Source organism: Kitasatospora sp. GP82, assembly GCF_029892105.1.
GTDB lineage: Bacteria > Actinomycetota > Actinomycetes > Streptomycetales > Streptomycetaceae > Kitasatospora.
Genome location: NZ_JARZAJ010000005.1, coordinates 1 through 26995 on the forward strand (window position 1 = coordinate 1; position 26995 = coordinate 26995).

A 26995-nucleotide genomic window follows, 5' to 3' on the forward strand; every position below is an offset into this window, starting at 1 on the left:
TGAACTCCACCGGGCCAACCGCCCGACCGTCCACCGGACCATCACCCATCACCCTCAATACGCAGAGCACTCGATCGCGTGCCAACTGTAACGGCGTGCTGGCTTGGATTCGCATAGGTGACCGCACCAGCGAGCCGTCGCGTCCCATCAGGCGACGTCACACCGCCGCACACTGCGGCAGGCCCGACGCCACGTGATCTCCACGCGCATGCCGCTAACCAGTGCGAACTACCGAAGCTAGTTTGCCTGGTCAGCGGCACTTTGGCGGCAAAGTCGCAGGTCATGGAGTCACGGTGGTCAATAGCTGCACAAGTGGCAGGACTTCGCCAACCGGCTGCACGACGCGGGGCACCAGCTGTACTGCCTGGTGTGGCCGTGACGGCGCTTCGGACGTCTCGCCCCTGAGGGTCCACCCGAGCAGTCCATCGCGCGGCTCGGCGGCAGAGCATCAGGGCCTGCGGGTGGAGCGGTTCCGGACGCGCCGTCCGGCCGATGTGCCGTCAAAGCGTCCCGGCCGCCCGGGCAGCGGTCACCGCGGGGTGGTGGTCGTCCCGGTGCAGGGAGTGGACGGTGAGGGGACGGCCGAGGAGTTCGTCCTCGCGCAGGGGGGTGAAACCGAGCCGGCGGGCGACGGCGGTGGAGCCGGTGTTGCCGTGGTGGATCATCGCGGTGATCTGTTGCAGCCCGAGCGCCCCGAAACCCCAGCCGAGGACGGCGCGGGCGGCCTCCGTCGCGTAGCCCTGGCCCCAGTGCGCGCGGGCGAAGGTCCAGCCGGCCTCGGTCTCGTCGAACTGTTCCCACCAGAACAGTCCCGAACGGCCGATCGGCTCGCCGGTGGCGGTCAGTTCGACCGCGCACAGGCCGTGGCCGCGCCGGGTCCACTGGTCCTCGATGGCGCGCAGCCGGGCGGCGGCCTGCTCGTGGGTGTAGGTGCCGACGAAACGGTTGACCTCGCCGTCGGCATGCAGGCTCACCCACCAGTCGGCGCCGGCGGTGGTGAGCGGCCGCAGCCGGAGGCGCTCGGTGGTGATGACGTACATTCAGCCCTCTTCTGCGATCTCGGGAGCGGACGCCCCGACGGCCGCTCTCCCGATCATGCAACACAGGGCCTGCGCCGCTGAGTCCCGGGCCCGTGTGCGGGGGAATTGGGGCGGTGCGATGCTGGATCGCGGGGATGACGGAGGGCGGATGAGCCCATGGAGACCTCGCCCGGTGGCCGTGGTCCTGGACCGAAGCCGGGTTCCGGCCCGGTTCGCCGACTGCTCGACCGCAACCCGGACACCGGGCCCGTCGCGCGACGGGCGGGGCGGGTGACGGTTGCGGCCTGCGCCGGGTTCTACCCCTGTCTGTACGGCCTGCACCAACCGGTGACCGCGACGTACGCGCTGTTCTCGGCGGTCGCCATGGGGGCGTTGTCGCGGATCCCGGGCACCGGGCGCCAGCGGGCGGCGGTGATCCTGCGGGCCCTGCCGATCGGGTGGGTGCTGGTGGCAGCCGGGACGGTGCTGGCGGTCAGTACCTGGGCCGCCGCTGCGGGGATGCTGGCGATCAGCTTCGTGCTGGCCTTCGCGGCGGTGGCCGGGCCGCGGCCGGCCGGGGCGGTGCCGGGCCTGCACCTGCTGTACATCCTGCCCTGCTTCCCGCCGTTCGCCCCGGCGACGCTGGGGCAGCGGCTCATCGGGACGACGCTGGGCGTGGCACTGCTCGCGGCTGCCGAGGCGCTGCTGTTCCGCGAGCCGCCGCCGGTGGGCTACCGGGCGCTGCTGGCCGGTGCGACCCGGATCGCGGGCAGCTGCGCCGTCAAACTGGCCGACGGCGCGCAGGGGCTCGGTCCCGAGGAACTCCGAAGAGCGCACGACGCGGGCGAGGCGCTGAGCCCCGCCGCGCTTCCGCCCGCCGAGCGGCCGGCGGGCCCCGGGCGGCACGACCGGGCGCTGGCCCATGCCGGTGGGGCCGTGCGCCAGCTCCTGGCCCGGCTGTCGGCGCTGCCGCCGCCCCCGTCCACCGGCCACCAGGAGGAGGCCGAGCAGCGCTTGCTGAGCAGCATCGGCGAGACCGTGGGCCGAGCCGCCGCGGCGCTCGGGGACAGGCGGCTCGGGCCACCGGCCGCCACCGCGCTGGACGGCGCGCTGGAGCAGTTCCGCCGCAGCCGGATCGGCGGCGCCCGGAACCTCGCCGGGCGTACCGGCGTGCGGGCGGCGATGCTTCGCCAGGCCTCGCTGCTGGAGGCCGGTGAGGCCGCGCGCACACTGCTGGGGTCGGTCACCGTCGCGACGGGCCGTACCGGGCCGGCGGAGGAACTGCCCGGGGATCTGACCGACGGGCCGCTCTGGTTCGCGCGGCTGCCGACCCACCGGCTGTGGCTGGTGCGGCTGACCCGCAACCTCAGCGGCCGGTCGGTGTACTTCCAGAACGCCGTCCGGACCAGCATCGGCCTCGCGGCCGCCCGGGCGGTCACCGGAGTCGTCGCCCTGCCCCACGGCTTCTGGGTGATGCTCGCCGCCCTGACCCTGACCCGGACCAGTACGGCCCAGACCAGGACGACGGTCCGCCGGGCGCTCATCGGCACGGTCGCCGGGGCCATGGCGGCGGCCGTGCTGCTGGTCGCCGCCGGGCAGCGCCCGGGTGCGTACGCCGTGGCGCTGCCCGTGGTGATGCTCGCGGCCTTTCTGTTCGGGCCGCTCCTGGGGGTCGGGTGGGCACAGGGGCTGTTCACGCTGGTGGTGGCCACGGTGTTCGCCCAGCTGGCACCGGCGAGCTGGCAACTGGCCGAAGCCAGGCTCCTGGACGTCCTCACCGGCAGCCTCATCGGCCTGCTGTGCGGGCTCTTCGCCTGGCCGCACGGAGCGCACGGCCAGCTCCGGCGCGACATCGCCGCCGTCCTGCGGGGCATCGCCTCGACGATCACCGGCACCGTGCTCGTACTGACCGGCCGCCAGGACGGACCCGGCTTCCCCCAGAGCTGGGCCGTCCACGTCCTCAGCCTGGCGGAGGCGTCGTTCGCCCAGTGCCAGAGCGAGCCGGACGATCTGCGAGCCGACCGGATCGACTGGCAGGCCGCCCTCATCGCGGGTCAGCACGCGCTGCGCGGATCGCGTCGGCTGCTCGGCTCCAGGACGGCCGACGCGGCGCCCGGCGAGCACGGTATCGGCGGACTGTACGAGGCTGCGGGGCGCCTGGCGGGCGAGTACCTGTCCCTGGCCGAGCGGCTGGAGGACACCGGCCGGGAGGCGAAGACGGATCCGTACGGCCGTCCGCAGGCGGTGGCAGGCCGGTTCGAGGGGGATGCGGGCAGCGCCGCGGCCGAGCGGCTGCTGCTGTTCGACACCGGGGTCTGGTTGCAGGGCCTGGCACTCGATCTGCGGCGGATCGCCACCACGCCGCCGGTGTGAGCCGCGCGGCGGGCGCGCGGCCGGGTTGCGGGAACGGGTGGCCGAGGGGACAACGGGACCATGCAGGTCGTGCTGCCCGTCGTCTTCGCCCTGTGCGCCGCCCTGAGCAACGGGATCGCCGTGGTGCTGCAGCGGGTGGCTGCGCTCTCGGTGCCCCGCTCGGACCGGTTCCGGGTGGGCTTGATGCTGGATCTGCTGCGGCGTCCGGCCTGGCTGGGCGGCATGCTGGCGGTGATCGGCGCCGCCGTGTTCCAGGCGGCCGCGCTCGCCGGTGGGGCGATGTCGGTCGTCCAGCCGCTGTTCGTCGTCGAGCTGCCGCTGGCGCTGGTGATCGGCTCACGTGTGCTGCACCGTCGGATGCCACCGCGTGGCTGGGTCGCCGTGGCATGCGTGGTGGTCGGTCTGGGGGCGGCCATGGGGGCGGCCTCCCCAACGGCCGGGGTCACCCAGGCGCCGTTGGTCCGGTGGGTGCCCGCACTGGCCGGCTGCGGAGGGGCGATCGTGCTGCTGTCGGCCGGCGCGCTGCGGCGCCCGGAGGGCCGGTTCAGGGCCGGCGCTCTCGGCGCGGCGGCGGCGATCGCGTACGCGCTGACGGCGGCGCTGATGAAGTCGGCGATGCACACCCTGGCCCGGGACGGCCTGGTGGCGTTCTTCCTGGTCTGGCAGACCTACGCCTTCGCGGCGGTGGGCGTGTGCGCGCTGTTCCTGCTGGAGAACGCGATGCAGGCCGGGCCGCTGGTCGCCTCGCAGCCCGCGCTCACCCTCGGGGACGCCCTGGTCAGCCTGGCCCTCGGCATCACGCTGTACGAGGAGCGGGTCCGCGGCGGCTGGTGGCTGGTCCCGGAGCTGCTCGGGACGGCCCTGGTCGCGTTCGGGGCGGTCGCACTGGCCCGGGTTCCGCTCGCCACCTTCATGGCCGCGCCACCACCGTCCACGGCCCGGGCGCAGGGCTGACCCCTGCGGTCACCACGGGGTCGGGCGGATCTCGAAGGCGGTGAGGCCCTCAGGCGGTTCCTCGTGCCGGCGGACCTCGTCGACGACGGCCAGGTCCGGGCCTTCGTGGGCCCAGGAAAGCAGGCTGCCGACGGCTGTGGGGGTGCCTTCGAAGACCGCCTCGACGGTGCCGTCCGGGAGGTTGCGGACCCAGCCGGTCACGCCGTGTTCCTCGGCGACACGGCGGCAGGTGTCGCGGAAGAACACGCCCTGGACCTGGCCGGAGACGATCACTCGGTTGCGGATCACGGATGCCTCGCTGGAATCGGGTGCGGGGTTCGGGTCACGGTACGGCCGGACCTGGCGGCGAGATCGGCGAAGGCCGTCGCGTCGAGGACGGCCGCACCGCCGAGGTCGTTGTTGAAGTAGACGTAGACCTCGGCCCCGTCCGGCCAGGCGGCGGCGATGCGGTCGGCCCAGTGGGCCAGGCACTGGCGGCCGTAGCGGGGCGCAGGGTGGGCGAGACCGGCGTGGAAGCGCAGATAGCCCCAGTCGGCGGTGCGCCAGAGCGGACTCTGTGGACGGGCTTCGCGATCGGCCCAGCACAGGGCGGCGCGGTGGTGTTCGAGGACGGTCCGGATCTCGGGAGTCCACCAGGAGGCGTGTCGCATCTCCACGGCCACCCGCACTCCGGCGGGGAAGCAGCCCAGGCAGTCGCCGAGGAGCGTGGCGTCGGCCCGCAGCGTGGGCGGGAGTTGGAGCAGGACGGGACCCAGCCTGGGGCCGAGGCCCTCGGCGGCGGTGCACAGGCGCCGGACGGGCTCCTGCGGGTCGTGCAGCCGTTTGAGGTGGGTGAGGTAGCGGCTCGCCTTGACCGCCATCACGAAGTCCTCGGGGGTGCGGCGGCGCCAGTCGGCGAAGGTCTCGGCGGACGGAAGGCGGTAGAAGGCGTTGTTGTTCTCCACCGTGGCGAAGTGCCTGGCGTACTCCTCCAGCCAGAGCCGGCGCGGCGTCTCCCGGTACAGGGGGCCGCGCCAGTCCTCGTACTGCCAGCCCGAGGTGCCGACGAACAGGGCCATGCCTCCATGGAAGCACGGGCCGGTCAGGGGAGGTCGGTCTCCAGGGCGAGGAGGTCGCCGATGCTCTGACGGCGGCGGATGAGCCGGGTTACGGAGCCGTCGGCCAGGATCTCGGGGATCAGCGGACGGGAGTTGTAGGTGGAGGACATGCTGGCGCCGTAGGCACCGGTGTCGTGGAAGACGACCAGGTCGCCGATCTCGGTACCCGGCATCGGGACGGGTACGACATCGCCGTCGGGCGCCTGGGTGAACACGTCGCCGGACTCGCACAGCGGCCCGGCCAGGACGGTCTCGCGCGGCTCGGCGAGCCGAGGGCCGCCGGACGGGTCGAGGACGCTGATGCGGTGGCTGCTGCCGTACATCGCGGGCCGCATCAGGTCGTTGAAACCGGCGTCGACCAGGACGAAGTGGTTGGCGCCGACCGGCTTCTGCGCTCGTACCTCGCTGACCAGGACGCCGGAACCGGCCACCAGGAAGCGGCCGGGTTCGATCTCCAGGCGGACGGGGTGGCCGAGTTCGGCGGCGAGCTCCCGGCGGGCACCGTCCCACAGGCGGAAGTAGCGCTCGGTGTCGACCTCCGGCTGGCCCGGCGCGTACGGCACGGAGAGGCCGCCGCCCGCCGAGATGGCGCGGATGTCGTGACCGGCCAGCCTGACCTGCTTGACCATCGTCTCGCAGACCGCCTCCAGGTGGCCGTAGTCCACCCCGGAGCCGATGTGCATATGGAAGCCGATCAGGTCGAGGCCGTGGCTCTCGACCAGTGCGAGGCTCTCGGCGAGGTGCTCGTGCCAGATCCCGTGCTTGCTCTGCTCGCCACCGGTGTTGGTCTTGCGGCTGTGACCGTGGCCGAAGCCGGGGTTGATCCGGATCCAGACCGGATGGCCGGGGGCGGCGCGGCCGATCTGGTCGAGCATCTGGGGCGAACCCGCGTTGACCGGGATGCCGAGTTCGACGACCCGGCACAGGGTCGGGCGGTCGAGCAGGTCGGCGGTGAAGACGATCGGCTCGTCCGGCTCGTCCGGCTGGAACCCGGCGGCGAGGGCGCGTTCCACCTCGCCGAGCGAGACGGCGTCCACGGCGACGCCCTGTTCGCGCATCAGCCGCAGGATATGGATGTTGGAGCATGCCTTCTGCGCGAAGCGGATCTGGTCGAAGGCCCGGAGCCTGGCGATCTGGGCGCGGATCGGCTCGGCGTCGTAGACCCAGGACGGGGTGCCGTACTCCTCGGCGATCCGGGCGAGCCGGGGACCGTCGAGGGCTCCGGGGAAGCCGGGGGCAGGGGTCATGGTCCGGGTCCGTCCTTCGCGCCGGTGGGAGTTGCTGCACCCCAGATCCTGCTGGAGAGGACCCGCTGATCGCAGGCCTGTCCACGCCTCGGAAACCCGGCGACCGGGGGTCGGGACGGGCGGTCTTCCCAGCTCGGAGGGGGTGCGGGAAACCTTGCGGCCACTGCTCCACGGCGGCGCAGGGTTTCCCGCGTCTGTCGCCACGCCCCTGAAAATCAGGGCCTGTTCGGCGGCACGGGGCCTAACCGGCGGCAGGGCGAAGAATGCGCCGCTCGACCGGTGAGGAGAGCACGATCGAGGTGGTGGTGCGGCCGACGGAGGAGATCTTCTCCAGCAGCTCCTCCAGGTGCGCGGTGTTGCGTACGGCGATCTTGAGGATCCAGCAGTCCTCGCCGATCACATGGTGGACCTCCAGGATCTCCGGCCGGTTGATCAGATCCTGGCTGCGGAAGTGGCAGAGCGTGATGCCTGCGTGCGGGGAGACCCGGACGAAGGCCTGGATGCCGTAGCCGAGCCGCTCGGGAGCGACCACCGCCGTGTACCCGGTGATGGTGCCGTTGGCCTCCAGCCGGCGGATCCGCTCGCCGACGGCTGCCGGGCTCATCCGGACCCGCCGTCCGAGCTCACTGAGGGTGATCCGCCCCTCGGTCTGGACCAGTTCGAGCAGCTGAAGATCGACCGTATCGAGGCCGACCGACGAATCACCGGCGAGACCGCGCTGGTTGCGTTGTTCTTTCGGCGGAACGGCCCAACTTCCCATGACTCCCCCTTCAGTGATCGACACTCAGCCGAAACACTTATAGCAGCAAGAGAAGTTGATACGAACAGCGAGGAGAAGCGTGATGGACGAGGTCCTGATCATCGGCGGCAGCCGCTACTTCGGCCGGCGGCTGATCACGCGGCTGCGGGACTCGCGCGTGCGGGTCACCGTGGTCAACCGGGCCTCGGCCCCGCCTCCGACGGGCGTCGAGCACCTGGTCGCTGGGCGGCGGGGCGGCGGACTTCACCGGACGACTGGCGCACTACGTGGCCCGGATCCGGGCGGGCGAGGAAATCGCCGCCCACCACGGCAGCAGGCCGTCCTCGTTCATCGGCTGCGAGGAGACCGCCGACTTCCTGGTCTGGACGGCGGACCGGGAGTTCACCGGCCCGGTCAACGCCTGCTCGCACGGCGAGCCGGAGGTCACCGAGCTGTGCGAGCTGATCGCACGACAGGAGGGGCGGACGCCCGGATACCGCAGGGGCGGGGACGGCGAGCTCTCGCCGTTCTCCTTCGGGCACTAATACGACATGGACAACTCCCGTGCCGTCGAGCTCGGTTACGGCTTCTCGAAGGTGTCCGAGTGACTGCCTGCCGTCGTCGCCGAGGAGCTGGCTCTCGGGCGCGGGGAGGTGCGGTGATGCGGACCTGACGGATCGGGGCGGTCGAGGCCCTCGGACGCGCCAGGGATGGGTAAAACACCGTGAGAGCGGCCGGGGTGTGCGGCAGGATCGGGGGTATGCCCACGCCCAGCCGTCAGATCCGAGCCACCTGGACCGAGGAGACAATCACCGTCTACCAGGCGTTCCCACCCGAGATCGCCGAGCCTGCGGCCGAAGCCGGACGCTTCCCCGAGGCGTTCAGCACCGAGCGGATGACCTGGATCAAACCGTCCTTCCTGTGGCTGATGCACCGCAGCGACTGGGCCCGCAGCGCCGGGCAGGAGCGGGTGCTGGCGATCGGCATCCGACGGGACGGCTTCGAGTGGGCACTCGCCAACTCCGCGCTGAGCTCGTACGACTCCCGGCTGCACCGCTCGCGCGACCAGTGGCGGCGCGAGGTGCGGCACCGTCCGGTGCGGGTGCAGTGGGACCCGGAGCGCAATCTCGGCCTGCAGCCGCTGCCCTGGCGTTCGCTCCAGGTCGGACTGCGCGGCGAGGCGGTGCACCGGTACCTCGACGGGTGGATCACCTCGATCGCGGATGTGACCGCCCTCGCCGAACGGCTGCGCCGCGAGCGGGACGCCTCCCTGCTGCCGGCGGAGCGCCCGTACCCCCTGCCGGACAGCCTCGCGGCGCGGATCGGAGCGGGGTAAGCGGGGGCGCGGGGAACTGCGCAATCTTTTAGGGGCGCGGGGAACTGCGCGAGCAACCGTGCACCTCCGCAGTGGCTATTCGCGCAGTTCCCCGCGCCCCTGAAGAACGCTGCGCAGCTCGCCGCGTCAGCTGTGCAGGTAGACGATGCCCAGCTTGGTGAGCTGCCAGAGCTGGTTGGCGGCGCCGGTGTCGTCGGCCAGCGTGACCAGCGGGTTGCCCTGGGCGTCCAGCTGGCCGGACGCGGTGGCGACCTTGGTCGGGTCCTGGGAGTCCGCCAGCTTGTAGGTGCCGCCCGAGCCCGGCTCGAAGATCCAGTGCTGGTTGCCGCCGCCGTTGCAGCCCCACTGCTCAAGGCGGGTACCGACGGCTGTGGACGCACCGGTTGCATCCAGGCACATGTTGCGGTTGCCGCTGAAGTCCAGCTCGTAGCTGCCGCCGGACTTGCTCTCCAGGACGAAGGACTGGTTCAGCCCCCCGGTGGCCTGGTAGGTGATCGCGCTGCGGCCGTTGGTGCTGTCGCCGTAGGTGCCACCGCCCGAGAGGTCCAGCGCCTGGCCGTTGGCCGCGTTGGTGAGCTGGTACCAGGCGCCGTCCTCCGGCTTGTCGGGGAAGGGCTGACCCGGTGTCAGTGGTTCGATCGAGGTGGTGTTCTGCTGGTTGAGTGTGCAGAACGCCTCTTTCTGGTCGGGCAGTTGGTAGAACTGCGCCAGGCAACGCGCCTCGCCCGCGTACCCGGCGACCCGCAGGTGGTACGACTGGCGCACCATGTTCATGCAGACGCCGGGGATGCCGATCTCGTGGTCGCAGCCGTTGCGGGTCTTCTCCGAGAGGTCGATGACATCACCGTTGGCGTACTCGTACGGCGAGCTGGTCCACTCGGCGCAGACTTCATGGCCGTAGCTGACCCGCCGCTGGTCCAGGTAGCGCACGCCGGGCACCTGGGAGGCGGCCTGCCGCAGGGCGTCGCTGAGCTGCGGCACCACCCAGTTGTGGCCCCAGGCGAGGTCCTCCGGGAAGGCCGGGCAGCCGTCGGCGATCTTGCCGACGTAGTCGTTGCGGCGGATGTCGGGGGTGATGGGAGTGAAGTACGACTGGTAGACCAGCTGGTACGAGGAGTCCTGGTACCCCGCATTGCGCATGGTGTTGCGGACGCTGGTCAGGGCGGCGACCACCTTGGGGATGACCTTCACCGCGCGCTGGCGGATGGCGTCGCTGCCGATGGTGTCGCGGCAGCCCTGGGACTTGGGGATCGGGAAGTACTGGGCCAGGCAGCTCAGCATGATGCCGCTGAAGTCGAAGTCGTCGTTGGCACCGATCGTGACGACGACCATCTTGACGTCGTACTTGCCTGCCACGTCGGCGAGTTGGACGCTCTGCTTGGGCTCGCCGAAGTCGCCGCTGCCGCCGCCGGTGATCTTGGCCAGCTCCGGGTCGCTGACCAGGTCTCCGGTCTGGGCTCCGGAGCAGGCCAGGTCGATCGGGGTGACGCCGGGCAGGCCGGTGACGAAGATCTCCGACTTGTCGTGCCGGTGGCAGTAGTCGGTGGGGGTGTCAGTCCCTGGGATGTAGGCGTCACCGGTGTCGGTGCCCGCCCCCTCCCCGGAGATGGCGCTGTCGCCGAGGGCGACGATGGCGGCGGGCTTGTCGGTGTGCGGGGCCGTGGGCGTGGCGGCGGCGAGGGCGCCCGGGGCACCCGCGAGGGTGAAGGTCGCGATCAGCCCGGCGGCGGCCAGCAGGGCCGCCGGCCGATATCTGCGCGCACCTGACAGGTGTGACCTGGTCACGCATGACTCCTTGGAGGGTGGGGGGCCGTCCGACGTGCGCCGGACGGCGCGGAGCATGGAGCGTGCTTCGCCGCCCGGGGACCTGGGGGCGTACCAGGGTCCCGGCGGGCGGCAAAAGGTGAGCCAGCCTCACATGTTAGGTACTGACAAGTAACTCAACAAGGGTCAGAACGGACTTTGATACCGGGGGCAGTCCGGCCCGGACGGGTCAGAAGTCGGCCACAGTGGGCGAGTTGGTCGCCACAGCAGAGCCGCCACCCTGCGCCTCAGGAGGAGAGAGGCGGAGGGTGGCGGCTCTATGTGACGAATCGACTGGAGGAAGCACTGGCTCCCGGGGCGTCAGGCGCTGCTGCGCCGGGCGCCGGACGGCGAAAGTCAGCCGGTGTTCGAGCAGGAACTGCCAACGACCGGGTTCATCAAACCGACGACGCTGACCGAGTTGCCGCAGACGGTGACCGGGACGTGCACCGGGATCTGGATGTTGTTGCCGGACGCGACACCGCCGGAGTTGGCCGCAACGGCGCCGGCGCCGGCGCTCGCCATGGCAGTGCCCGTCCCGGCCGCCACAATGCCGACGACAGCGACGCCGACAGCGGCGGCCTGCCTGATGCTCATATCAAGTCTCCTCGTTGAATCCGATCTTCCATGTGCCGCTGCGATCTGCCTGCCAACCGCAGGAAGAGGCGTCGGCTTATCAGGAAGCGCACGGGCGTGCGTCCTTCCCAACGACACCCCTGCGGACCGGTTGCGCATCCGGGGCACTCATTCACCCGTTTGCACTTGATGCACGGCATTCGGGTGATCGTGAAATCCGCCCGTTTCCCGCCGCGCACCGCGTCGTTCTTCCTGGCGGAACACGCTCCACCCAATCGGCAAGAAATGAGAGACATCATGCGCAAGCTCGCCTACGGCGCGTTCGGCTCCGCGGCTGCCGCGGCCCTGCTGCTCGGCGCCGCCGCCGCCGCCTCCGCGACCGGCGCGTCGGCGACGGGTACTGCCACCGACTCCGCGGGTGTGCTCTCCGGCAACCTGGCCCACGCCCCGGTGCACGTCCCGGTCAACGCGTGCGGCGACACCGTCGACGTGATCGGCCTGCTGAACCAGGCGGCCGGCAACGGCTGCACCAACGGCTCCTGATCGAGGACGACTGCCGATCGCAGACCTCGCCTGCTTCCGACGAGGCCATGCGAGGCTGCGGTCGGCTCCGCCCATGAACCCCAGGGGAGCCGGATTCGCACCGGACCCGCTGTCCGCTGCGGAAACTCCTCTGGCATACCCCGCAGTTCGACCGTTTCCCGGCCGTGCGAGAAATGGCGACGGGGTACTGAACAGAGCGGCCAGGCACCGCCCAAGCCACGGGCGACCGCACATCCTCGGCCGCGTGCACGAGATAACCGCGTGTACACGAGACCACGGCTCATTCGAAAACCGACGGGCGATGAATCCGATTCGCCGGTCCCCGACCGCCAGCTGTCGGACAGACAACACGAAGGAGATCCACATGCGCAACACCAAGAAGGTCGCCGTCCTTTCGATCGCCGCCGCCGGTCTGGTCCTGGGCTCCGCCGGTGCCGCCAGCGCCAGCGCCGGTGCGGACGGTTTGGCCACCGGCTCCGGCGGCATCCTCTCCGGCAACCTGGTCCAGGCCCCGGTGCACACCCCGGTCAACGCGTGCGGCAACACCGTCAACGTGATCGGCCTGCTGAGCCCGGCGACCGGCAACTCCTGCGGCAACGCCGGCTGAAACAAGGTCGGCTGACACAGCTGCGTCCGCGCCGCATCCGGCTCCTGCCGGACGCGGCACCCCTCCCCACGCGATCCAGGAGATCAACTCCCATGCAGAACGTGAAGAAGGCCGCCGCCCTCGCCGGCGCCGCCGCCTCCCTGGTGCTCGCCGGTGCCGGTGTCGCCAACGCGAGCACCGCGGCCACCGGTGTCGCCTCCGGCTCGGCCGGCATCCTCTCCGGCAACCTGGTCCAGGCCCCGGTGCACACCCCGGTCAACGCGTGCGGCAACACCGTCGACGTGATCGGCCTGCTGAACCAGGCGGCCGGCAACGGCTGCACCAACCCGGACTCGGCCAGCAACTGCTGAGACGCCCGGCCTCAGCCATGTACCAGCTGCCCCTCGGTCCTCGACCGGGGGGCAGCTCGCTTCGGTACAGCCACCGCAACGGCCGAACCGCGGCGACCGACCCACCGAACCGAAGGATTCGCCCCATGCCTCGAATCACCGGCGGCACCGGACTGTTGACTGCGCTGGGCGCGGCACTGCTGCTGGGCACCGCGGCGCCGGCCGCTTCCGCCGCCTCTGAGACGGGCGGCGCCACGCTGCCGGATCCGTCCGCCAGGCTGCAGAACGTCGAGGTGGCCCCCGCCTTGAGCGGGGCCACCGGCGCACTCGGCCATGCCGTGAAGCCCGCCAAGGAGATGCGACTCGACCCGTTCGCGCGGTCCTCCGCCGATGTACTCGACAACAGCGTCTCGATCGAGCCGGACAACGGCCTCAAGCCCATCAGCAGCTCCGTGCTCACCAAGCCGCTGAGCGACGGAGGCGGCGCTCGGGACTTGCCGCAGGTCGGCCCGCTGCTCGGCGTACTACCCGGCTGAACCGGCAACCACGGAGCCCGGCACCCCCTAGCGGGTGGTGCCGGGCTCCGTGTCACGGCGGTGCGGGTGCCAGCTCCCGCCGGGCGGCTGGGGAGCCCACCGGGGTGCGAGGAACTGTACGAAGCGCAAGGAGACCGCGTTCAGCCGGGCCCGGTGGGCAAGGACGGCTTCCGTCTCGCGCACGCAGTCGACCAGGACGGGCCCCAGCTCCTGCTGGTTCTCCCCGGTCTCTGGGAGGTTGTCCCCGAGATGGGGCCCGCCCAGGGCGGCCTAGGCTTGGGTCCGGTCCAGGACACCGGTTCCGGCGCCCGCCATGGTAGCCGCCAGCCTCTCCACCGATTCGGTGGCCGAGACGCGGTCGTCCTGCCCGCCGAGGGTGACCTCGGCGCCCGGGACGGTCTGGATCGGCTTGGTGATCAGCTGCGGCTTGATCTCACCGAACTCCATCGCGCCGTTGCCCTCGACATAGGAGACCGGCTGGCCGAGCGCGAGGGCCGGTCCTGCGGCCTTGATCGGGGCAGCCGGGACGTCCACCCTCAGGTCGCCGAGCCTGGTGCTGCGGTCGACGACCGGCAGCGGCAGATCCGCGCGGGCGGAAGGACCGACCTTGCCGGCGGTGAGCGAGGGGAGGACCTCGTCCGGAAACACCTGACGGTCGGCCTGCTTGCCGGGGACGGGCGCCATCACCGGCGAGATCGGGATGCCACCGCTGATCCTGCCGCCCTCGGGCAACAGCGGAAGCTGGCCGGCGTCCGTGCCGAGCGGGATCTCGAAGGGCACCTCCTGGCTGGCCAGTCGGTCCTCCAGATCCGCGACCTGACTTTGCGTCATCGGCGCTGCGGCGGCGGCACCCTGGGCCGCCAGGACACCCGCGCCGGCCGCCAGCAGGAGTGCACCGGCCCGCTTCGAGAGCTTCATGCTATTCACCGTTCTGTCTGGGGATCATCGCTGCAGTCTGTCTAAACGAACCACGCCCGTCCTGGAATGCGCGAGTCAACCGGTACGGCCTAATAATCCGACCGCCCGGCATCAGGTCGTACGGCGGAAGGCCGGACCGCGGTGTACCCGCGGTCCGGCCTTCCGCCGTCTGCGCCGTGCTACTTGAGCATCCGGGCGGCCTCGACGGCCCAGTAGGTGAGGATGGACTCGGCGCCCGCGCGGCGGATCGAGGTGAGCGTCTCCATGATGATCCGCTCCCGGTCCACCCAGCCGTTGGCGGCGGCGGCCTCGATCATCGCGTACTCGCCGGAGACCTGGTACGCGGAGACCGGCACCGGGGAGGCGTCGGCGACCTGCCGCAGGATGTCCAGGTAAGCCATGGCGGGCTTGACCATCACCATGTCGGCGCCCTCGGCGAGGTCCTGGGCCAGTTCGCGCAGCGACTCGCGCGCATTGGCCGGGTCCTGCTGGTAGCTCTTGCGGTCGCCCTTGAGCGAGGAGCCGACGGCCTCGCGGAACGGACCGTAGAAGGCGGAGGCGTACTTGGCGGTGTAGGCGAGGATGCCGACGTCCTGGTGGCCCGCCTCGTCCAGGGCCCGGCGGATCACGCCGACCTGACCGTCCATCATCCCGGACGGGCCGACCAGGTGGACCCCGGCCTCGGCCTGGACCAGGGCCATCTCCCGGTACCGCTCCAGGGTGGCGTCGTTGTCGACGCTGCCGTCCTCGGCGAGCACCCCGCAGTGGCCGTGGTCGGTGTACTCGTCCAGGCACAGGTCGGACATCACCACCAGGGCGTCGCCGACCTCGGAGACCACGTCCCCAATCGCCTGCTGCAGGATGCCGTCCGGGTTGGTGCCCTCGCTGCCGACGGCGTCCTGCACCTCGGGGACGCCGAACAGCATGATGCCGCCCAGGCCCGCCTCCGCCGCCTCGACGGCGGCCTTCCGCAGGGTGTCCCTGGTGTGCTGGACGACGCCGGGCATCGAGGTGATCGGCTTCGGCTCGGCGATGCCCTCGCGGACGAAGGCGGGCAGGATCAGCTCGGCCGGGTGCAGGCGGGTCTCGGCGACCAGGCGGCGCATCGCCGGGGTCGAGCGCAGCCGGCGCGGGCGTACGTACGGGAATTCAGCGGACACTGGGCATCTCCGAACGGGTGCGGAAAGCCCGGGAAGGCGAAGTGCCTTCCCGGGCAAGGGTTCAGCGGGCGGCCTTGCGGCGGGAGCCCGGGCGACGCTCGCTGGGACGGTAGACCGGCTCGCCGGCGGCGAGGGCGGAGTCCCGGCGACCGGCGCCGAACTCGGCCAGGGCCTGGGCCAGCGCGGTGGCCGATGGCGCGGGCGCCATCACATCCACCCGCAGGCCGTGCTCCTCGGCGGTCTTGGCGGTGGCGGGACCGATACAGGCGATGATCGTGACGTTGTGCGGCTTGCCGGCGATGCCGACCAGGTTGCGCACGGTCGAGGACGAGGTGAAGAGCACCGCGTCGAAGCCGCCACCCTTGATCGCCTCACGGGTCTCGGCCGGCGGCGGCGAGGCGCGCACCGTCCGGTACGCCGTCACGTCGTCCACCTCCCAGCCGAGTTCGACCAGACCGGCCACCAGCGTCTCGGTGGCGATGTCGGCGCGCGGCAGCAGGACACGGTCGATCGGGTCGAAGACCGGGTCGTACGGCGGCCAGTCCTCCAGCAGACCGGCGGCGGACTGCTCGCCGCTCGGCACCAGGTCGGGCTTCACGCCGAAGTCCACCAGCGCCTGGGCGGTGGTCTCGCCGACGGCGGCGACCTTGATCCCGGCGAAGGCGCGGGCGTCCAGCCCGTACTCCTCGAACTTCTCGCGCACCGCCCGCACCGCGTTCACCGAGGTGAAGGCGATCCACTCGTAACGGCCCGTCACCAGGCCCTTGATGGCGCGCTCCATCTGCTGCGGGGTGCGCGGCGGCTCCACCGCGATGGTGGGCACCTCCTGCGGCACCGCGCCGTACGAGCGCAGCTGCTCGGAGAGGCCGTGCGCCTGCTCCTTGGTACGCGGGACGAGAACGTTCCAGCCGAACAGCGGCTTGGTCTCGAACCAGGAGTGCGAGGAGCGGTGCGCGACCTGCTCGCCCACCACGGCTATGACCGAGGTCGCCGGGTCGACCGGGGCCGACACCGGGGAGGGCAGCACCCGGGCCGCCTTCAGCTCGGCGGCGATGGTCGCCAGGGTGGAGGTGAAGGTGCGCTGGCGGGTGGTGGTGCCCGAGAGCGTCGCGGAGAGCGCCGACTCGGCCTTGCGGCCGCCTGCCACCAGGGCGTTCGCGGTGGCGGGCAGCTGGCCCAGGGTGGTGCGCACCACCAGGGTGGTCTCCGGGGAACCGAGGTCCACCGGGCCACCGGCCAGCAGGGCGGCGCCGTCCACGAAGCGGACGTCCGCGCCCTGACGGCCACGGAGCGGCACACCCGCGTACGCCGGGACGCCGACCGACTGGGCGACACCCGGGATCACCTCGAAGGGGATCTCGGCCTGGGCGCAGCAGAGCATCTCCTCGGCGGCGCAGCCGTCCAGGCCGGGGTCGCCGTCGACGGTGCGGACCACGTGCTTCCCGGCCCGGACGGCCTCGGCGACCAGCTTGGCCACGTCGAGGTCGTTCTCCTCGGCCGGGTTGTGCACCGTCACGCCCGCCGGGCAGTGGGTACGCACGGCGGCGGCGGTGAGCGGGTCGGCGATCAGGATGTCGGCGGAGGCCAGCTCGTCGACCGCGCGCAGGGTGAGCAGCCCGGGGTCGCCGGGGCCCGCACCGAGGAAGGTGCAGCGGCCGGTCAGGGCAGCCGGGGCGGCGGTGGCCGGTCCCGTGGACGGACTGGTGGCGGCGTTGGGGCTCATGCTCCCGCCCTTCGCTTCGCTCGTACGGTGGCTTCGCCAGGCACCGCGTTCATTGGTCGCTCGCTCCGCTCGCTCATCGGGCTCGCTCCCCCATCAGGTTGGCCGCTCCCGCGTCGAGCAGCCGGGCGGCTAGGGCACGGCCGAGGGCCGTCGCCTGCCGCTCGGCCGTCTCGTCGAGGACGAGCGGACCGTTGGCGGTCATTCTCAGCAGGGTGGCGCCGTCGGCGGTGCCGACCACGCCCTCCAGCAGCAGTTCGGCAGTGATTTCTTCCGGCCCTGCGGCGGGGCTCCAGGTCGCGAGTGCGGCGACCGGGGCGGAGCAGCCGGCTTCCAGGGTCGCCAGCAGGGCGCGCTCGGCGACCACGGCGGCCCGGGTGGGGGCATGGTCGAGCGCGCCGAGGACGGCGGCCAGGGCCGGGTCCACGCACTCGATGGCGAGGGCGCCCTGGCCGGGGGCCGGGACCATCAGCCCGGTGTCGAGGTGCTCGGTGATCTCGCCTGCGCGGCCGAGGCGGTTGAGCCCGGCGGTGGCGAGCACCACGGCATCCAGTGCGCCGTCGGCGACGAAGCCGATCCGGGTGTCCACATTGCCGCGGATCGGGACGGTCTCCAGCGCTGCGCCGCGGGCTGCGGCCCAGGCGTTGAGCTGGGCCATCCGGCGCGGGGAGCCGGTGCCGATGCGGGCGGTGCGGCCGGCGAGCTTCTCGACCAGTTCGGCCAGGCCCAGGCCGTCGCGGGCCACCAGGGCGTCGCGGACGTCCTCGCGCTCGGGAACGGCCGCGAGGATCAGGCCCTCGGGAGCCGCGGTGGGCAGGTCCTTGAGCGAGTGCACGGCGAAGTCGATCCGGCCCTCCAGGAGGGCGTCGCGCAGGGCGGAGACGAAGACGCCGGTGCCGCCGATCTGGGCGAGCGACTCGCGCGAGGTGTCGCCGTAGGTGGTGATCTCGACCAGCTCCACGGGGCGCCCGGTGATCCGGGTCACCTCGCGGGCGACCATGCCGGACTGGGCCATGGCGAGGGCGCTGCGGCGGGTGCCGAGGCGCAGTGGCTGCGTCGACTCGCCCTGAGTGGTACTCAGTTGACCATTCATGAGGTGATCGTCCCGGTCGTGCTGATGGGCTGGCTTGGGGTTCATCTTGGCGCTCCGTCGGACGGAGTGATGCCGGCCTGTGCGGCGGCGATGCCGCCTGCCGGGACACTGGCTCCGGCCTGCGTCCCGATCGGGGTGCCGGAGACAGCGTGCACCGCCGCCGGGTCCAGGTCGAACAGCTCGCGCAGTGCGTCGGCGTAGCCGGCGCCGCCGGGCTCGGCGGCAAGCTGCTTGACCCGTACGGTCGGTGCGTGCAGCAGCTTGTCCACCACGCGGCGCACCGACTGCGCGATCTCGGCGCGGGAGCGATCGTCCAGATCGGGCAACCTGGCGTCCAGGCGGGCGAGTTCGCTGCTCACCACGTCGGAGGCCATGGCCCGCAGGGCGACCACGGTGGGGGCGATCCGGGCGGCGCGCTGGGCGGCACCGAAAGCGGTCACCTCGTCGGAGACGATGGTGGTGACGGCGTTCACGTCCCCCGCGCCGGGAGTGGCGGCGTGGGCGTGGGAGAGGCTCTCCAGGTCGACCAGCAGGGCGCCGGGCAGTTCGTGCACCGCGTGGTCCACGTCGCGCGGCATGGCCAGGTCGAGGAAGGCCAGCGGGCCTCTCCCTATGGCTCCGCTCGCCTCCGGGCGCTCGCACCCGGCGCCGACACTCCTCGCTCCGGCACCGGCGCGCCCTTCGGCTCGCTTGCTGCGGCGGGCGGCGACGGCGGCCTCGACCACGGCGGCCGGGATGACCACCCCGGCGGCGCCGGTGCAGGAGATCACCAGATCGACGTCGGCCAGCGCCTCGGGCACCTTGGCGAAGTCCAGGGTGCGGGCACCGAGGTTGGCGGCCAGGCGCTCGGCGCGCTCGGGGGTGCGGTTGGCGATCACGAGGTCGGTGACTCCGGCCCGCACCAGGGTGGCGGCGGCCAGCGAACTCATCGAGCCCGCACCGACCACCAGGGCCCGCTTGCCCGCGATCTCACCGGCACCCGCGGCGATCTGCTCCAGACCGAAGGTGACCAGCGACTGCCCGGCCTTGTCGATGCCGGTCTCGCTGTGGGCGCGCTTGCCGACCCGCAGGGCCTGCTGGAACAGCTCGTTGAGGCCGCGCCCCGCGGTGTGCTCCTCCTGGGCGCGGGCCAGCGCGTCACGAAGCTGGCCGAGGATCTGACCCTCGCCGACGACCATCGAGTCCAGGCCGCAGGCCACCGAGAAGAGGTGGTGGACTGCGCGGTCCTCGTAGTGGACGTACAGGTGGGCGGTCAGCTCGTCCAGGTCCACGCCGCTGTGGTGGGCAAGCAGCAGGGAGAGCTCGGCGACACCGGCGTGGAACTTGTCCACGTCCGCGTAGAGCTCGATCCGGTTGCAGGTGTTGACCAGGGCGGCCTCGCCGACCGTCGCGGACGCGGCGGCGTCGTGCAGCAGCCGGGTGGGGACGTCACCGGTGAGCGCGGCGCGCTCCAGCACCCCGACCGGGGCCGTCCGGTGGCTCAGCCCAACGACGAGAAGACTCATGCTCGCCCCTTGTGCATGCGAGTGCCACGGCTGTTGATGGCGCTGCCACGGGTGTCCACGCCGCTCATGCCGGCATCACCGCGGAGAGGTCGCCGTCGGCGCCCTTGGCGGCTGCCTTGCCGCTCTTGGCGGGCTCCGACTTGTCCGTACGGTCGGGCCGCTCGGCCTGGCCGCTGCGTTCGGCCTTGGCGGAACCGCTCGCGGCGCGGCGGAGCTTGGCCGCGGCGGCGCGCACCGGGCCGGGGGCCCGGTCCAGCACGGAATCGCTGTGCGAGGGCTCCTCGCCGGCCTTGCGCTGCTCGTGGAAGGCCAGGATCTGGAGCTCTATGGAGAGGTCCACCTTGCGCACGTCCACGCCGTCCGGGACGGTCAGCACGGTCGGCGCGAAGTTCAGGATGCTGGTGACACCCGCCTCGACCAGCCGGTCGCAGACCTGCTGGGCGGCACCCGGCGGGGTGGTGATCACACCGATGGAGACCTGCTGGCTCTCCACGATGGCTTCGAGTTCGTCCATGTGCCGCACCGGCAGCCCGGCGGCGCTGCTCCCCACCACGGTCGGGTCGGCGTCCAGCAGGGCCGCCACCCGGAACCCACGGGAGGCGAAGCCGCCGTAGTTGGCGAGGGCGTGACCCAGGTTTCCGATACCGACGATGACGACCGGCCAGTCCTGGGTGAGGCCCAGCTCACGGGAGATCTGGTAGACGAGGTACTCGACGTCGTAGCCGACCCCGCGGGTGCCGTACGAGCCGAGGTAGGAGAAGTCCTTGCGCAGCTTGGCCGAGTTGACCCCGGCGGCGGCGGCCAGCTCCTCGGAGGAGACGGTCGGCACCGAACGCTCGGAGAGCGCGGTCAGCGCCCGCAGATAGAGCGGGAGCCTGGCGACCGTCGCCTCCGGGATACCCCGGGCACGCGAGGGTCGGCGCGCGGCGCCCTGGTCGGGCGTCTGCGAACTGCTCTGGGTGGATCGGCCGATTGCCACGGTGCTCCTGTGGGTGAAGCTGGGCTTTGGCAGCCAGGCTATGCGTTTGTGAACGTGTGCACAAAGATGGTGTCCGATTTGTCCCCGCACAGTGACGCGCATCACGCCGGACATCGCTCACCGCCCAGGGCCGTGAGGACCAGACCCGGCGACTCCCCACCCAGCGGCCACGGGCCGAACGGCGCTTCCCTGAGGATCAGCGGCACCTGCTCCGCACGGCGGCGCGACAGCGCCTGCTTCAGCCTCGGCCACGGCACCCCGGCAGCCTCGCGCAGCGGTCCGGCCCATTCGGTGAGAGCACAGGACGGCGTACGGATGCAGTGACGCAGCAGGTCGGCGGTGGCTCGGGCGTCGCCGAGGGCGGAGTGTGCCGGGTACCAGCCCAGGCCCGCCGCCTCCACGCAGGCGGCGAGGCCGTGGCCGGCCGCGTTCGGGAGGTGGCCGCGGGCCAGGCTCATGGTGCAGAGCAGGGGTACCGGCGGCAGCGAGACGCCGATCCGGGCGAACTCGCGCTCCAGGAAGGCCTGGTCGCAGCTCACGTGGTGGCCGACCAGCACGCGCCCGGCCAGCAGCTCCAGCAGGTACGGGGCGACCTCGCGAAAACGGGGGGCACCGGCCACGTCGTCCTGACTGATGTGGTGCACATGGGTCGGGCCGACCGGACCCACCGGGTCTATCAGGGTGGAGAACTCGCCCTCGACGCGGAGCTGCCGGTCGAGCAGCACCACGGCGACCTCCACCACCCGGTGGCGCCAAGGGCTGCGGCCGGTGGCCTCGACGTCGACCACGGCATAACCGCACCTCCCGGGGGCCTGTCGGCCGAGAAGCATGCGAGCTCTCCTCCGTCTTCAGCCCCCGACGGACAAAACCACTCGATCGTAAGCCGACAAAACGAGTTGGTCATATGACGATCTCCATTTTGCCAGCCACGCACCGCCTCGGAGTCGCAACGGACCCGAACATGCACTGTCCAGGGGCCGGGGCTGGCGGCGCGCGGCCCCGTGCCGGCTCAGGTGGTGAGGGCGGTGCGGAGGCGGCGTTCGTCCACGCGCCAGAAGTCGTGCTGGCGGCCGTCGATGAGGGTGACGGGGATCTGCTCCCAGTACTTGCGGTAGAGGCCCTCGTCCTTCGTGATGTCCTTCTCCTCGAAGGCGGCGCCCAGTTCGCCGGTGATCTTGAGGATCGTCTCGCGGGCGTCGTCGCACAGATGGCAGTCGGGCTTGCCGATCAGGGTGACGGTACGGTCGGCCGGGTTCTTCGGGGCACGTCGCAGCAGTGGGCTCACCCGGCCCATTGTGCTCCCGCGCCCCGCCGGGAGGGCAACTCCGTGCCTGTTTCCGGGAGGCGATACGGCAGATGTGCGGAGTTAACCCCGCCTGCACACCGCAGTCACAGGGAGAAGCGACCCGGCTGACTATGCTCGGTGGCATGGCCGCGCTTCGAAGGCTCCACCAGGCAGGGCGTACCTCCACCGAGCGGACCGCACTGGCGGGCGAGGCCGCCGCCGACGCGGCAGCCGCCGACCTCAACCGGCGGGCCGTCGCCCCGGGAGAGGGCAGAGGCGCGACCGGGGAGCCGAAGCGGCCCAGGCCGCCCAAGGCTCCCGTCGAGGACCACACCCCGACCCCGGGCGATCCGCAGGCCGCCGCCTTCTTCGACTGCGACAACACCATCCTGCGCGGTGCCGCGATCTTCTATCTGGGCCTCGGCCTGTACCGGCGCAGGTTCTTCACCCGGCGCGACGTGGCTCGCTTCGCCTGGCAGCAGGCGTGGTTCCGGCTGCACGGCACCGAGGACCCGACCCATATCTCGGACGCCCAGGACACCGCCCTCGCCCTGGTCGCCGGGATGCACACGGCCGACCTGGAGCAGATCTGCGAGGAGATCTTCGAGCCGGTCATCGCGGAGAAGATCTGGCCGGGCACCCGCGCGCTGGTGCAGATGCACCTGGACGCCGGCCAGCAGGTCTGGCTGGTCACCGCCGCCCCGCAGGAGGTGGCCCGGATCATCGCCCGGCGCCTCGGTATGACCGGCGCGCTGGGCACGGTCGCCGAGACCGTGGACGGCGTCTACACCGGCCGCCTGGTGGGCGGTCTGCTGCACGGACCGGCCAAGGCGGCGGCGGTCGGCGCGCTGGCCCGCCGCGAGGGTCTCGACCTGGCCCGCTGCGCGGCGTTCAGCGACTCGGCCAACGACATCCCGATGCTGACCCTGGTCGGCCACCCGTACGTGGTGAACCCGGACGCCGCGCTGCTCAGGCACGCCCGCGCCAGGGGCTGGCGGGTAAGGGACTTCAGGCGCGGCCGCCGCGCGGCTCGGATCGGCCTCCCGGCCGCCGCCGGGCTCGGCGTACTGGCGGGCGCGGCCGCCGCAGCCGTCGCCGTCCGGCGCAAGCAGCGCGCCTGAGGAACGGGCCCCGACGACACCTGAGTGTGACGCTCCGTCAGCACGGCGACGGCCAGGTCCCCTCCGGAGTGTCACCCCCAGGCGTCATCCTGAGAGTTCGCACGTCCGGGCGGTCACGCTTACGGGCGAACTCCGGTCACCCACCGCAGCCTTCGATCGGGTTCGGACGTGACCGGATCCGATCGTTCGACGACTTGGGAAAGTCTGGGATTGCTGGAGCCGAAGGCAGGGAAACCCCGTCCGCCGCCGCCAAATCGGTCACGTCATGCGCACGGTCGATCACATTGAGCCGGATGGCTGACGGCACGTCCGGTCACTTCCAGCTGAATATGCATGAGAAGCGGATCTCAAACGACCACTTCGACCACAGGGTGTAGCTGTCATTGCACAAAGCGTTATTCTCTCCTGGATGCACGCCACCCACGCGTCCCCGTGACGGGGGCCCCGGGAGCGTGCGCTCCGCGCAGGCGGAGGTGATCCGTCCACAGTTCTGCCTCTGGGAGTCCCGTGTACCCACCCGTCCGGAACGACGCGCCTGCCACCTCCTGCCCGTCGTCCGCCCCCCTGCGCCCCGGCCTCGACCGCGGCACCGATACACACGGCAGGCAGAGCAGGCACAGCAGGCACCTCGATCAACTCTGGGCCGCGATCCGCGAGTTCGAGCACTATCTGCCCCAACCGGCGGCCGTCGGGCCCGCGTTGGCCACCTCGGCCGGAGCGGCCTTCGCCGCGCCCGCCCAGCGGCCCGGCATGCTGCTGCGCTCCACCACGACCAGCAGCCCCGGTACCCGCAGCCGCACCACCGTCGGCGGCACCAGCCGCAGCCGCACCAGGACGGCGCCCGCCCCCGGCATCGAGACCGAGCACAACCCGATCATGGACCTGGTCGAACGGGCCCAGAACGGCGAGAGCGAGGCGTTCGGGCAGCTGTACGACCACTACGCCGACACCGTCTACCGGTACATCTACTACCGGGTCGGCAGCCGGGCCACCGCCGAGGACCTCACCAGCGAGACCTTCCTGCGCGCACTGCGCCGGATCGGCACCTTCACCTGGCAGGGCCGGGACTTCGGCGCCTGGCTGGTGACCATCGCCCGCAACCTGGTGGCCGACCACTTCAAGTCCAGCCGGTTCCGGCTCGAAGTCACCACCGGCGAGATGCTCGACTCCAACGAGTGCGAGCGCAGCCCCGAGGACTCGGTGCTGGAGTCGCTCTCCAACGCCGCCCTGCTGGACGCCGTCCGACGGCTCAACCCGCAGCAGCAGGAGTGCGTCACGCTCCGTTTCCTGCAAGGGCTTTCGGTCGCGGAGACGGCCAGGATCATGGGCAAGAACGAGGGAGCCATCAAGACCCTCCAGTACCGCGCGGTGCGCACGCTCGCCAGACTGCTGCCACCCGACGCGCGGTGACCCCCGCCGATTCATCCGGCATATCCGACCGACCGTCACCTTGGGTGCGGCGCTCCGGACACGTCCGGGTGAATGGGCGGTCACATGATCAGTCGCGCGTAACCGACTCCCGGCACTGCTCGTTGGCCAGCGTGCAAACCCCCACCGGGCCCACGGTCAAGCAAGTTCAGACCCCGTCACCCGTTGGAGTGGTTTTGGCCCGCCGCGGCAACCGTCCGGCAGGCCGGGGTGTCGACAACGACGAAGGGAGGTGTGGCCCGTGACGGCAAACGTGCTGGAGCACCGGCGGGCGAGGGCCTTCGCCGAGGCGCTGGAGGCCCGCCAGGCAGAGACCAGAGCAGACAGCAGCCCTGAACGTGGTTCCACCGCAATGGCGGAGCTGCTCAGCATGGCGGAGGCGCTCGGCTCACTGCCCACGCCCGAGCTGAGCAGTGAGGCCCGTACGCTCCAACGTACGCAGCTGATGGCCGCGTTCGAGCGGGAGTGGGCCGGCGGTACGGCGCAGAGCGGTGGTCCGGCTGCGCGGGTGCCGCAGCAGCGCCGCCACCGGGCGGTCAGGGCCATCCGGGGCAGCCGCTGGGGGAGGCGGCTCGCGATCGGCGGGCTGGTCGCCGGGGTCGCGGTCGGCAGCTTCGCCGGCGTGGCCGCCGCCAGTTCCAACGCACTTCCGGGAGACGCTCTCTACGGGATGAAGCGCGGCCTGGAGGGTCTTCGGCTGGACTGGGCCGGCTCGGACGCCGAGCGCGGTTCACTGCTGCTCGACCAGGCGTCCGCCCGGCTGGAGGAGGCGCAGAGCCTGCTCGGGCGGACAAGTCCGTCGTCCGCACTGAGCCCCGGCACGGTCGACCAGCTCCGCCGGGCACTGGACGACATGCACGCCGAGGCCATCCGGGGGCGGGAGTTGCTGCGCTCGGTCTACCGGAGCAACGGCTCGCTGGCCCCGATGCGCACACTGGCCATCTTTGCGGACGGCGAGGACGGACGCTGGGCCGCCCTCCAGGGCAGGCTGCCGCAGCAGCTCACCTCCCAGGCGAGCAAGGTGGACGAACTCTTCAACGCGATGAGCGAGGACGTCGCACCCCTGCACCTGGAGCCGCAGTCCGCCAACGGCACCGCCGGCTCCGGTTCCGGCAGCCCGGACGGCTGGGGCCGGCAGGCCCCCGGCAGCTCTGCGGCCGATCCTGCCTCGGGCGGCACCCCGCAGGGCTCGGCCAACCGGCCGAACTCGCCCGGCAGCTCCAACACCGGTACGGGCAACGGCGGTTCGAAGCCGAGCACGGCACCCGGAGCAGTCGGCGGTCTGGTGGACGAGCTGACCAACGGGCTCACCGGCCACGGCTCCTCCGGTACCGCCCCCGGCCGGCCCGACAAGTCGGCCGGTACGCCAGCGCCTTCGCAGTCGCCCAGCAGCGCCGCCGACGGCAAGGGCATCAACCTCCCGCCGCTCGTCCCCGGCCTGCTGCCGGGGCTGACACTGGGCTGAGGCCAGAAAACGTGCGGGTGGCCGTGAGTTGGCGTACTCACGGCCACCCGCACACGTTTGCGCACACGCAGCGGCCATGCACTGTCCGGGGGCGCGGGGCTGGTCACGTGCCCGGGGGCCCGCCGCAGGCGTGCCTCAGAAGAACACCGAGCGCCGCTGCACCAGCAGCTTGTAGAGCGTGTGCTGGATGGTCTCGCGGACCTGGTCGGTCAGGTTGAACACCAGCATCGGGTCGTCCGCCGCCTCCGGCGGGTGGCTGTCGGTCGCGATCGGCTCGCCGAACTGGATGGTCCACTTGGTGGGCAGCGGCACCGCCCCGAGCGGCCCGAGCCACGGGAAGGTCGGCGTGATCGGCACATACGGCAGTCCGAGCAGCCGGGCCAGCGTCTTGGCGTTGCCGATCATCGGGTAGGTCTCCTCGGCCCCGACGATCGAGCACGGCACGATCGGCACCCGGGCCCGCAGCGCCGAGGCCACGAAGCCGCCGCGTCCGAAGCGCTGAAGCTTGTACCGCTCGGCGAAGGGCTTGCCGATCCCCTTGAAGCCCTCGGGCCAGACGCCGACCACCTCGCCGCGTTCCAGCAGCGCCTGGGCGTCCTCGTTGCAGGCCAGGGTGTGACCGGCCTTCCTGGCCAGTTCATTGACCACCGGCAGGACGAAGACCAGGTCCGCGGCGAGCATCCGCAGGTGCCGTCGGGCGGGGTGGTGGTCGTGGATCGCCACCTGGGTCATCAGGGCGTCCAGCGGGATGGTGCCGGAGTGGTTGGCGACGATCAGCACGCCGCCCTCGGTCGGGATGTTCTCGATGCCGCGCACCTCGACGCGGAAGTACTTCTCCGCGAGCGGGCGCAGCAGCGAGAGGAAGACCTCCTCGGTGAGTTCGCGGTCGAAGCCGAACTCGTCCACCTCGTAGTCGCCGGTGATCCGACGGCGCAGGAAGGCGAGGCCGTTGGCGGCCCGGTCCTCCCAGTCCTTGCCGAAGGCCCGGGTGGCGGCCGGGCCGAGCTTTCCGGCCAGGGCACCGCCGACGGCCTCGGCGACCCGGTCGGCGAATCGTTCCGCCGCGTCCGGGGACCGGTCGCCGTGCCAGCTCGGCGCGGACTCGATCGGGATCACCTTGGCCTCGCCCCTCGCGTACTCTCTCGCGGCAGTCATCGCAGCC

27 protein-coding genes are annotated in these 26995 nt (G+C 71.8%); 11 read left to right on the forward strand and 16 right to left on the reverse strand.

Annotated features, from left to right (window positions below; all coding sequences use genetic code 11):
• Positions 1–500 precede the first annotated feature (500 nt).
• On the reverse strand, positions 501–1040 hold the full coding sequence (locus tag P3T39_RS06555) for a GNAT family N-acetyltransferase (protein WP_280696390.1): 540 nt from the start codon (positions 1038–1040) through the stop codon (positions 501–503).
• A gap of 156 nt (positions 1041–1196) precedes the next feature.
• Here P3T39_RS06555 and P3T39_RS06560 point away from each other — a divergent pair, with 156 nt between their 5' ends.
• On the forward strand, positions 1197–3392 hold the full coding sequence (locus P3T39_RS06560) for an FUSC family protein (RefSeq protein ID WP_280696391.1): 2196 nt from the start codon (positions 1197–1199) through the stop codon (positions 3390–3392).
• A gap of 60 nt (positions 3393–3452) precedes the next feature.
• Positions 3453–4346, forward strand: coding sequence for a DMT family transporter (locus P3T39_RS06565; protein WP_280696392.1), 894 nt, complete (start codon positions 3453–3455; stop codon positions 4344–4346).
• Between the two features lie 9 nt (positions 4347–4355).
• On the opposite strand, the gene P3T39_RS06570 is transcribed toward P3T39_RS06565, so the two are convergent.
• The 4 genes from P3T39_RS06570 to P3T39_RS06585 all read right to left on the reverse strand — a co-directional run bounded on the left by P3T39_RS06570 (position 4356) and on the right by P3T39_RS06585 (position 7450).
• Positions 4356–4634: an acylphosphatase gene (locus P3T39_RS06570; protein WP_280696393.1), complete on the reverse strand. Its 279-nt coding sequence runs from the start codon at positions 4632–4634 to the stop codon at positions 4356–4358.
• Complete coding sequence (locus P3T39_RS06575) at positions 4631–5404, reverse strand: DUF72 domain-containing protein (protein ID WP_280696394.1); 774 nt, start codon at positions 5402–5404, stop codon at positions 4631–4633. The genes P3T39_RS06570 and P3T39_RS06575 overlap by 4 nt, the downstream gene beginning before the upstream one ends.
• 23 nt (positions 5405–5427) lie before the next feature.
• On the reverse strand, positions 5428–6690 hold the full coding sequence (gene lysA / locus P3T39_RS06580; protein ID WP_280696395.1) for a diaminopimelate decarboxylase: 1263 nt from the start codon (positions 6688–6690) through the stop codon (positions 5428–5430).
• Positions 6691–6931: 241 nt separating this feature from the next.
• Positions 6932–7450 (reverse strand): Lrp/AsnC family transcriptional regulator, encoded by a 519-nt coding sequence (locus tag P3T39_RS06585; protein WP_280696396.1) that lies wholly within the window; start codon positions 7448–7450, stop codon positions 6932–6934.
• A gap of 266 nt (positions 7451–7716) precedes the next feature.
• Here P3T39_RS06585 and P3T39_RS37520 point away from each other — a divergent pair, with 266 nt between their 5' ends.
• Both P3T39_RS37520 and P3T39_RS06595 read left to right on the forward strand, forming a co-directional pair.
• Positions 7717–7974 (forward strand): hypothetical protein, encoded by a 258-nt coding sequence (locus P3T39_RS37520; RefSeq protein ID WP_348534311.1) that lies wholly within the window; start codon positions 7717–7719, stop codon positions 7972–7974.
• A gap of 215 nt (positions 7975–8189) precedes the next feature.
• Positions 8190–8765: a DUF4291 domain-containing protein gene (locus P3T39_RS06595; RefSeq protein ID WP_280696397.1), complete on the forward strand. Its 576-nt coding sequence runs from the start codon at positions 8190–8192 to the stop codon at positions 8763–8765.
• 126 nt (positions 8766–8891) lie between these two features.
• Here P3T39_RS06595 and P3T39_RS06600 read toward each other — a convergent pair whose 3' ends face one another.
• Positions 8892–10550, reverse strand: coding sequence for an RICIN domain-containing protein (locus P3T39_RS06600; RefSeq protein ID WP_280696398.1), 1659 nt, complete (start codon positions 10548–10550; stop codon positions 8892–8894).
• Between the two features lie 375 nt (positions 10551–10925).
• Positions 10926–11165, reverse strand: coding sequence for a chaplin (locus P3T39_RS06605; RefSeq protein WP_280696399.1), 240 nt, complete (start codon positions 11163–11165; stop codon positions 10926–10928).
• Positions 11166–11441: 276 nt separating this feature from the next.
• Between P3T39_RS06605 and P3T39_RS06610 the strand changes: the two genes are divergently transcribed.
• From P3T39_RS06610 to P3T39_RS06625, 4 genes are all read left to right on the forward strand, one after another.
• Positions 11442–11687 (forward strand): chaplin, encoded by a 246-nt coding sequence (locus P3T39_RS06610; protein ID WP_280696400.1) that lies wholly within the window; start codon positions 11442–11444, stop codon positions 11685–11687.
• A 364-nt stretch (positions 11688–12051) separates the two neighbouring features.
• A complete protein-coding gene (locus P3T39_RS06615; RefSeq protein ID WP_280696401.1) occupies positions 12052–12294 on the forward strand; it encodes a chaplin in 243 nt (80 codons plus the stop codon).
• A gap of 92 nt (positions 12295–12386) precedes the next feature.
• The gene (locus tag P3T39_RS06620) at positions 12387–12644 is read left to right on the forward strand and encodes a chaplin (protein WP_280696402.1); all 258 of its coding nucleotides are present in this window, start codon (positions 12387–12389) and stop codon (positions 12642–12644) included.
• Positions 12645–12769: 125 nt separating this feature from the next.
• Entirely contained in the window at positions 12770–13159 is a 390-nt protein-coding gene (locus tag P3T39_RS06625; RefSeq protein ID WP_280696403.1) for a hypothetical protein, read from the forward strand.
• A 270-nt stretch (positions 13160–13429) separates the two neighbouring features.
• Here the strand turns inward: P3T39_RS06625 and P3T39_RS06630 are convergent, their stop codons facing one another.
• The 8 genes from P3T39_RS06630 to P3T39_RS06665 form a co-directional block, all read right to left on the reverse strand.
• Positions 13430–14077 (reverse strand): hypothetical protein, encoded by a 648-nt coding sequence (locus tag P3T39_RS06630; protein WP_280696404.1) that lies wholly within the window; start codon positions 14075–14077, stop codon positions 13430–13432.
• A gap of 179 nt (positions 14078–14256) precedes the next feature.
• A complete protein-coding gene (hemB, locus tag P3T39_RS06635; RefSeq protein ID WP_280696405.1) occupies positions 14257–15237 on the reverse strand; it encodes a porphobilinogen synthase in 981 nt (326 codons plus the stop codon).
• A 61-nt stretch (positions 15238–15298) separates the two neighbouring features.
• Positions 15299–16960, reverse strand: coding sequence for a uroporphyrinogen-III synthase (locus P3T39_RS06640; protein ID WP_280696406.1), 1662 nt, complete (start codon positions 16958–16960; stop codon positions 15299–15301).
• 73 nt (positions 16961–17033) lie between these two features.
• Positions 17034–18050, reverse strand: coding sequence for a hydroxymethylbilane synthase (hemC, locus tag P3T39_RS06645; RefSeq protein WP_280696407.1), 1017 nt, complete (start codon positions 18048–18050; stop codon positions 17034–17036).
• Between the two features lie 41 nt (positions 18051–18091).
• Entirely contained in the window at positions 18092–19555 is a 1464-nt protein-coding gene (locus tag P3T39_RS06650; RefSeq protein ID WP_280696408.1) for a glutamyl-tRNA reductase, read from the reverse strand.
• Between the two features lie 64 nt (positions 19556–19619).
• Complete coding sequence (locus tag P3T39_RS06655) at positions 19620–20534, reverse strand: redox-sensing transcriptional repressor Rex (RefSeq protein WP_280696409.1); 915 nt, start codon at positions 20532–20534, stop codon at positions 19620–19622.
• A gap of 101 nt (positions 20535–20635) precedes the next feature.
• Positions 20636–21364 carry a 3'-5' exonuclease gene (locus P3T39_RS06660; protein WP_280696410.1) on the reverse strand — a complete coding sequence of 243 codons (729 nt, stop codon included), beginning with the start codon at positions 21362–21364 and terminating at the stop codon, positions 20636–20638.
• Positions 21365–21543: 179 nt separating this feature from the next.
• The gene (locus P3T39_RS06665) at positions 21544–21828 is read right to left on the reverse strand and encodes a glutaredoxin family protein (protein WP_280696411.1); all 285 of its coding nucleotides are present in this window, start codon (positions 21826–21828) and stop codon (positions 21544–21546) included.
• A gap of 134 nt (positions 21829–21962) precedes the next feature.
• Between P3T39_RS06665 and P3T39_RS06670 the strand changes: the two genes are divergently transcribed.
• The 3 genes from P3T39_RS06670 to P3T39_RS06680 all read left to right on the forward strand — a co-directional run bounded on the left by P3T39_RS06670 (position 21963) and on the right by P3T39_RS06680 (position 25833).
• Entirely contained in the window at positions 21963–22940 is a 978-nt protein-coding gene (locus tag P3T39_RS06670) for an HAD family phosphatase (protein WP_280696412.1), read from the forward strand.
• Positions 22941–23588: 648 nt separating this feature from the next.
• A complete protein-coding gene (locus tag P3T39_RS06675) occupies positions 23589–24350 on the forward strand; it encodes an ECF subfamily RNA polymerase sigma factor, BldN family (RefSeq protein ID WP_280696613.1) in 762 nt (253 codons plus the stop codon).
• A gap of 259 nt (positions 24351–24609) precedes the next feature.
• Positions 24610–25833, forward strand: a complete 1224-nt coding sequence (locus tag P3T39_RS06680; protein WP_280696413.1) for a DUF5667 domain-containing protein — start codon at positions 24610–24612, stop codon at positions 25831–25833.
• 135 nt (positions 25834–25968) lie between these two features.
• Here the strand turns inward: P3T39_RS06680 and P3T39_RS06685 are convergent, their stop codons facing one another.
• Positions 25969–26988: a lysophospholipid acyltransferase family protein gene (locus tag P3T39_RS06685; RefSeq protein ID WP_280696414.1), complete on the reverse strand. Its 1020-nt coding sequence runs from the start codon at positions 26986–26988 to the stop codon at positions 25969–25971.
• Positions 26989–26995 lie beyond the last annotated feature (7 nt).

Bases quoted from the DNA above. Each gene is read 5' to 3' on its own strand.
- P3T39_RS06555 (WP_280696390.1), bottom strand. From the start codon at position 1,040: ATGTACGTCATCACCACCGAGCGCCTCCGGCTGCGGCCGCTCACCACC.
- P3T39_RS06560 (WP_280696391.1), top strand. From the start codon at position 1,197: ATGGAGACCTCGCCCGGTGGCCGTGGTCCTGGACCGAAGCCGGGTTCC.
- P3T39_RS06565 (WP_280696392.1), top strand. From the start codon at position 3,453: ATGCAGGTCGTGCTGCCCGTCGTCTTCGCCCTGTGCGCCGCCCTGAGC.
- P3T39_RS06575 (WP_280696394.1), bottom strand. From the start codon at position 5,404: ATGGCCCTGTTCGTCGGCACCTCGGGCTGGCAGTACGAGGACTGGCGC.
- lysA (WP_280696395.1), bottom strand. From the start codon at position 6,690: ATGACCCCTGCCCCCGGCTTCCCCGGAGCCCTCGACGGTCCCCGGCTC.
- P3T39_RS06585 (WP_280696396.1), bottom strand. From the start codon at position 7,450: ATGGGAAGTTGGGCCGTTCCGCCGAAAGAACAACGCAACCAGCGCGGT.
- P3T39_RS06595 (WP_280696397.1), top strand. From the start codon at position 8,190: ATGCCCACGCCCAGCCGTCAGATCCGAGCCACCTGGACCGAGGAGACA.
- P3T39_RS06605 (WP_280696399.1), bottom strand. From the start codon at position 11,165: ATGAGCATCAGGCAGGCCGCCGCTGTCGGCGTCGCTGTCGTCGGCATT.
- P3T39_RS06610 (WP_280696400.1), top strand. From the start codon at position 11,442: ATGCGCAAGCTCGCCTACGGCGCGTTCGGCTCCGCGGCTGCCGCGGCC.
- P3T39_RS06615 (WP_280696401.1), top strand. From the start codon at position 12,052: ATGCGCAACACCAAGAAGGTCGCCGTCCTTTCGATCGCCGCCGCCGGT.
- P3T39_RS06620 (WP_280696402.1), top strand. From the start codon at position 12,387: ATGCAGAACGTGAAGAAGGCCGCCGCCCTCGCCGGCGCCGCCGCCTCC.
- P3T39_RS06625 (WP_280696403.1), top strand. From the start codon at position 12,770: ATGCCTCGAATCACCGGCGGCACCGGACTGTTGACTGCGCTGGGCGCG.
- P3T39_RS06630 (WP_280696404.1), bottom strand. From the start codon at position 14,077: ATGAAGCTCTCGAAGCGGGCCGGTGCACTCCTGCTGGCGGCCGGCGCG.
- P3T39_RS06640 (WP_280696406.1), bottom strand. From the start codon at position 16,960: ATGAGCCCCAACGCCGCCACCAGTCCGTCCACGGGACCGGCCACCGCC.
- hemC (WP_280696407.1), bottom strand. From the start codon at position 18,050: ATGAATGGTCAACTGAGTACCACTCAGGGCGAGTCGACGCAGCCACTG.
- P3T39_RS06650 (WP_280696408.1), bottom strand. From the start codon at position 19,555: ATGAGTCTTCTCGTCGTTGGGCTGAGCCACCGGACGGCCCCGGTCGGG.
- P3T39_RS06660 (WP_280696410.1), bottom strand. From the start codon at position 21,364: ATGCTTCTCGGCCGACAGGCCCCCGGGAGGTGCGGTTATGCCGTGGTC.
- P3T39_RS06665 (WP_280696411.1), bottom strand. From the start codon at position 21,828: ATGGGCCGGGTGAGCCCACTGCTGCGACGTGCCCCGAAGAACCCGGCC.
- P3T39_RS06670 (WP_280696412.1), top strand. From the start codon at position 21,963: ATGGCCGCGCTTCGAAGGCTCCACCAGGCAGGGCGTACCTCCACCGAG.
- P3T39_RS06685 (WP_280696414.1), bottom strand. From the start codon at position 26,988: ATGACTGCCGCGAGAGAGTACGCGAGGGGCGAGGCCAAGGTGATCCCG.